This window comes from Paraburkholderia sp. Ac-20347 (assembly GCF_017104805.1).
Classification (GTDB): Bacteria; Pseudomonadota; Gammaproteobacteria; order Burkholderiales; family Burkholderiaceae; genus Paraburkholderia; species Paraburkholderia tropica.
This window is the reverse complement of the sequence record NZ_JAAGPN010000394.1, coordinates 1-5,529: the sequence shown is the minus strand read 5'-3', so window position 1 is coordinate 5,529 and position 5,529 is coordinate 1. Positions and strand designations below refer to the sequence as shown.

General features: G+C 69.8%; 5 protein-coding genes. All 5 read right to left on the bottom strand.

All coding sequences use genetic code 11. From position 1 onward, the window contains the following. Position 1: 1 nt before the first annotated feature. Positions 2–1,135, bottom strand: coding sequence for an NADH:flavin oxidoreductase/NADH oxidase (locus G3N97_RS36130; protein ID WP_205997597.1), 1,134 nt, complete (start codon positions 1,133–1,135; stop codon positions 2–4). Positions 1,136–1,299: 164 nt separating this feature from the next. Further along, on the bottom strand, positions 1,300–2,919 hold the full coding sequence (locus tag G3N97_RS36125; RefSeq protein ID WP_205997596.1) for a sodium:proton antiporter: 1,620 nt from the start codon (positions 2,917–2,919) through the stop codon (positions 1,300–1,302). Between the two features lie 183 nt (positions 2,920–3,102). Beyond that, positions 3,103–4,062, bottom strand: coding sequence for an HlyD family secretion protein (locus G3N97_RS36120; protein ID WP_205997595.1), 960 nt, complete (start codon positions 4,060–4,062; stop codon positions 3,103–3,105). Between the two features lie 50 nt (positions 4,063–4,112). Further along, positions 4,113–4,313 carry a DUF1656 domain-containing protein gene (locus tag G3N97_RS36115; protein WP_065060751.1) on the bottom strand — a complete coding sequence of 67 codons (201 nt, stop codon included), beginning with the start codon at positions 4,311–4,313 and terminating at the stop codon, positions 4,113–4,115. Beyond that, the coding region (locus G3N97_RS36110) for an efflux transporter outer membrane subunit (protein ID WP_205997594.1) at positions 4,297–5,529 on the bottom strand (1,233 nt) is incomplete at its 5' end. The genes G3N97_RS36115 and G3N97_RS36110, both read right to left, overlap by 17 nt.

Genomic DNA, 5,529 nt, shown 5'->3' with positions numbered 1-5,529 from the left:
GTCAAGCCACGGCCGCCGCCTCATGCGGGCGCAGCAACGCCGCGCCGCGCCAGTGCGGCGCGCCCGCGCGTTCGTACTGCGGCGGATACTGAATCGCGTCGACCGCGCCGAGGCGCTCGGCCGCGTGCCAGGCCCAGCGCGGGTCGTCGAGAAACGCGCGTCCGATCGCGACGAGATCGGCCTGACCGTCCGCGATGATGGCTTCCGCGTGCTCGGGTTCGACGATCATGCCGACCGCGCGCGTGACGATGCCGCTGGCCTTCTTCACGTGCTCCGCGAGCGCGACCTGATAACCGGGCGCGGCCTTGATCGACGCATGCGCCACGCCGCCCGTGGTCACGCACACGTAGTTCACGTCGCGCGCCTTCAACGCGGTGGCGAACGCCGCTGCTTCCTCGACCGTGATGCCGCCGGGCAGCCAGTCCGTGCCGGTGATGCGAAAGCCGAGCGCGACGTGCGCGGGCAGGGCGGCCTTGACGGCTTGCGCGATCTCCAGCGGAAAGCGCATGCGGTTTTCCAGGCTGCCGCCATACGCGTCGTCGCGCCGGTTCGCGAGCGGCGAAAGAAACTGATGCAGCAGATAACCATGCGCCGCGTGAATTTCGACGACATCGAAACCGAGACGCACGGCGCGCTGCGCCGCTTCGACGAAGCGATCGCGCACGCGGGCGAGATCGTCGGCCTGCATGGCGCGCGGCGTGTGCCAGCCATCGGCGAAAGGTATCGCCGACGGTGCTTCGGTATCCCAGGGATTTTCGTTCGCGCCAAGCGCGCCGCGGCCTTCCCACGGACGCTGCGCCGAAGCCTTGCGTCCGGCGTGACCGAGTTGAATGCCCCAGCGCGTGCCGTGCGGCGCGACCGCGCGCGCCGCGTCGATCACGCGGCGCAGCGCGGCTTCGGTGTCGTCGTCGTAGAGACCGAGGCAGCCGTGCGTGATGCGTGCGCGCAGTTCGATGGCGGTGGCTTCGAGCATGACGAGGCCCGCGTCGGCGATGCCGAACTGCATGAGGTTCATCAGGTGCCAGTCGTTCGCCTGGCCGTGCGCGGCGCTGTACTGGCACATCGGCGCGATGGCGATGCGGTTGCGCAGGCGAACCGGGCCGATATCGACGGGGGAGAACAGCTGGCTGGACATGACGATCCCTTTGCGTGAGTGGTGTGCCCGGCTTCGCGCCGTCGCGAAACCGTTGACGAGACTTTACGTGGCGCGCGCCGCGCGGAGAATCGGCACAAAGCGGAACGTGGCGTTGCGTGTCACGCAACGTACGGCGCGCCCGGCGTGGATCGTCGTGCGATCCGTTACGGCTCCAGCAGACGCAACAGGCGCAACTCCTCGAGATCGAGTTCGGATTCGATGCGATGGAGCACGGCGTCGTCGACCTTGCCCGCGCGATGCAGGCCCAGCAGCGTCTGGCGCGACACGCCGACGAGTTCGAGTTCGACGCGCAGGAAGCGCTCGCGATGCGCGATGCGCTCCTCGCCCGCCGTGTGCGCGTTTTCGTTCGCGGTGACGCGCACGCGGTACTCCGCCTGCAGACGTTCGAGCATCGCGGGTTCGATGGCGTCGGCGCGCTGGCCGATCTCGTCGAGCGCCTTGAGCGACGCGCCGAACGTGCGCGCGCGCGTTTCGTGCTCGGACATCGTGTGGCGCGCGGGCGGACGCAGCTTCAGCAGACGGATCAGCAGCGCGAGACTGCCGCCCTGCACGACCAGCGTGGCGATGATCAGCAGGAAGGTGCTGAACACGATCACGTCGCGGCCCGGGAAATTGCCCGGCAAGGCCAGCGCCGCGGCGAGGCTGACCACGCCGCGCATGCCCGCCCAGCCCATCACGGCGGCTTCGGCGAAGGACCAGGCGCGGCGGTTGCCGTTGCCTGCGCCGTTCGCGTTTTGCGCGTTGTTTGCACCGGATGCGCGCAAGCGCCCCGGCAGCCAGATCGCAACGAACACCCACACGAGCCGCGCGACGATAGCGGCCGCGGTGGCGGGCAGCGCCACGCGCAGGCCTTCGATCACGACCGCGCTTTCGTGATTCACGCGCGCGAGAATGCCGTGCAGCGCGAGGCCGATCAGCACGAACACGAGCGCGTCGAGCACGAACACGATGGCTTCCCACGTCGCCTTGGCCTTGATGCGCATGTCGGCGCTGAACACGCGATGCTGGCGGATGCCGAGCACGAGTCCGCAGGTCACGACCGAAAGCACGCCCGAGCCGCCGACGGCTTCGGCGACGCCATAGCTCGCCCACGCCATCGCGAAGCTCAGCACGATGCCGAGCATCGGATCGACGAGGCGCGCGAGCACCCAGCACATCGCCTGGCCGCAGACGAGACCGACCGCGATGCCGAGCAGGATCAGCGTGAAGAACAGGCCCGCGCCCTGCGCGACGGTGATCGTGGTCGCGGCCAGCGCCGCCGACACCGCGATCTGGTAGATCAGCAGGCCCGAGGCGTCGTTGACGAGGCTCTCGCCTTCGAGCACAGCGACAAGGCGCGCGGGCAGCGGATTGCGTTGCAGGATCGCTTTCGCGGCGACCGCGTCGGGCGGCGAGACGATCGCGCCGAGCGTGAAGCACGCGGCCCACGGCAAGGCGGGATTGCACGCATGCACGGCGAAGGCGACCGCGACGGTCGTGAACGTCACCGCGCCGAGCACGAGCGAGACGATCGTGCCCAGCTCGCCGCGAAACTCCTTCCACGCCGTGTAGAACGAACTCGACATCAGCAGCGGCGGCAGCACGGCCGCGAGCAGCAGATCGGGGTCCATGTCCGGCACGCGCTTGCCCGCTATCGCAACCACGCAGCCGCCGAACAGCAGCACGACGGCGGGCGGTATCGTCAGGCGTTCGGCGAGCCAGGTGAGCGCGCCCGCGCCGCAGATCAACAGCAGCAGGTAATGAAACAGCTCGACGTTGCTCATGCGCGCGCGGCCTCGACGAACGGCGCGCGGGCGCGGGAGGGAAGCGAATTCACGATCATCGGGTTTCCTGGCGGGGCCGCCGCGCGTACCGGTGCGCGTCGGCGAATTGAATGGACGATGAAAGGATAAAGCGGTTTCGCGCGCGATGCGCTTAAGCGCCGGCGCGTGCGATGCGTCGCGCCATCACGGGCGCGCGGAAGGCGTGAGGCTCACCGTGCAGGTCATGCCCATCGCGAGCTTGATGCCGGCGGGCACGCGGTCGAGGTGTATGCGCACCGGCACGCGTTGCGCGAGCCGCACCCACGTGAAGATCGGATTGACGTCGGCGAGCAGGTCGCCGCTGCTGGTCGGATTGTCGCGATCGGCGATACCGCTGGCGAGGCTCTCCACATGGCCTTCGATCGGCTCGCCGCCCGAGAGCAGCCGCACGCGCGCGCGATCGCCCACGCGCACGGCGGGCAGCTTCGTCTCTTCGAAGTAGCCGTAGACCCAGAACGAATGCGCGTCGACGAGCGCCATGCGCGCGACGCCCGCGCTCGCGAAGTCGCCCGGATAGAGATCGAGATTGGTGATGTAGCCGTCGGCGGGCGCGTGCGCTTCGCTGCGCGCGAGATTGAGCGTGGCGGTGCGCTGCGCGACTTCCGCCGCTTTCACCTGCGCCTGCGCCGAGGCGAACGCGGCCACCGCGCCTTGGTACGTCGCTTCGGATTGACGCGCGAGCGAGTCGGCGTCGGTGCGGCTTTCCTCGGAGATCGCGTCGCCGGCCAGACGCGCGCGGCGCGCGGCCTGGGCGCGTTTCATCGCGAGTTCGGTTTGCGCCGCCGTCATGCGCGCTTTCGTTTCGGCGAGCTGCGCCTGGGCGCGCAGGAGGTCGGCGTCGGCCTGGGCGATCGCGTACTGGAAGCGCGCCGGATCGAGCACGTACAGCACGTCGCCCTTGTGCACGTACTGGTTGTCGCGCACGCGCACGTCGCTGACGAGGCCCGACACGTCGGTCGAGATGCGCACGACCTGGGCGCGCACGCGGCCGTCGCGCGTCCAGGGCGAGTCCATGTAGTCGAGCCAGAACGCACGCACGAGCGCGATGGACACGGCCAGCAGCACGAGTGTGGTGGCGGCGCGCAGGAGGGTTCGCGTTGTCATCGGGAAGTCGTCATGGGGTGGGGGTGATTGGGTCGTTTTCATGCGCGCGGTCATTGCCGCAACAGGAGCGCGACGCCGCTGAACAGCGCGGCGAACAGTGCGACGCGAAAGAGCCCCGGATGCCAGACATGGCGATAGACGCCGATGCGCGCGCACGCGAGATCGACGATCACGAACAGCAGCACGCAGCCCGCGAGGATCGGCAGCAGACCCGGCACGAGCAGCGAAAACCATTCAATTTCGCGCGGCATCGGGCGCTCCCTGGTTCGCGGATGAAGCGGGTGGTGCGGATGAAGCGGACGTCGCATCGGCACCGTAGCCGCCGCCGAGCGCGCGCATCAGTTGCGCCCAGGCGTCGAGCCGCTGCGCCTGCACTTGCGCGAGGTTCTGCTCCTGCAGCAACTGCGCGTTCTGCGCGGCCAGCACGTTGAGAAATTCGCTGATGCCGCCGCGATAGCCTTCGTCGGCGAGCCGCCAGGCGGAGCGCGCGGCGTCGAGCGTCGCTTCGGTGCTGGCCTGCTGGACCTCGAGCGCGCGCAGCGAAACGGCCTGCACGGCGACGTCGCGCATCGCGTCGACGACCGTGCGGTTATAGGCGTCCACGGCGGCGTCGCGCGAGGAAACGGCCACGCCGTACTGGCCGCGTCGGCGTCCGCCGTCGAAGATCGGCAGCGAGATCGCCGCGCCCACGCCATGCCCGACGCCGTCGCTGTTGATGAAGTTGAAGAAGCCGCCGAAGGTCGCCGCCGAGCCGAGCGAGGCGGTCGCGAGCAGGTCGATGTCGGGATAGAAGTCGGCGTGCGCGGCGTCGATGCCTTGCTCCGCCGCGAGCACGCGCCAGCGCGCCGCGACCACGTCCGCGCGATGGCCGACGAGTTCCGCGGGCAAGGCGGGCGGCAGCGCGAGCGGCACGCTCAGCGCGAGCGTCGGTCGCGCGAGCGCGTCGCCGTAACCGGGGCCCTGGCCCGCGAGCGCGGCAATCGCGAGTCGATCGAGCGCGATCTGCTGCTGGGCGCGTTGCAGTCGCGTCGCGCTGGTCGAGAGCTGCGTCTGCGCCTGAGCGGCTTCGAGACGGCTGCCGATGCCCGCGTGCCAGCGCTGCGTGGCGATGTCGAAGGTGCGTCGCTGCTGTTCCTGGATCGCGGCGTAGGCGTCGGCGAGCGCGTAGTCGAGCGAGAGCTGCACGTAGGCGCGCACGACGCCGGTCTGTAATTCGACTTCGGCGAAACGTGCGTCGGCGGCGCTCGCATGCAGGCTGTCGAGCGCGCCGGTGCGGATCGCGCGCTGCTTGCCCCACAGATCGAGGTCGTAAGTGAGCGTCGCGCCGACGTTGTGGCTCCAGACCGTCGTGCCGCCGGGCGGCGCGGGCGTGGTGTAGCGCGCGTAGCGGCGGCGCTCGAATTCGCCGTCGATGCTCGCTTGCGGCAACGCGCTCGCGCCCGCGATCCCGGTCTGGAAGCGCGCGGC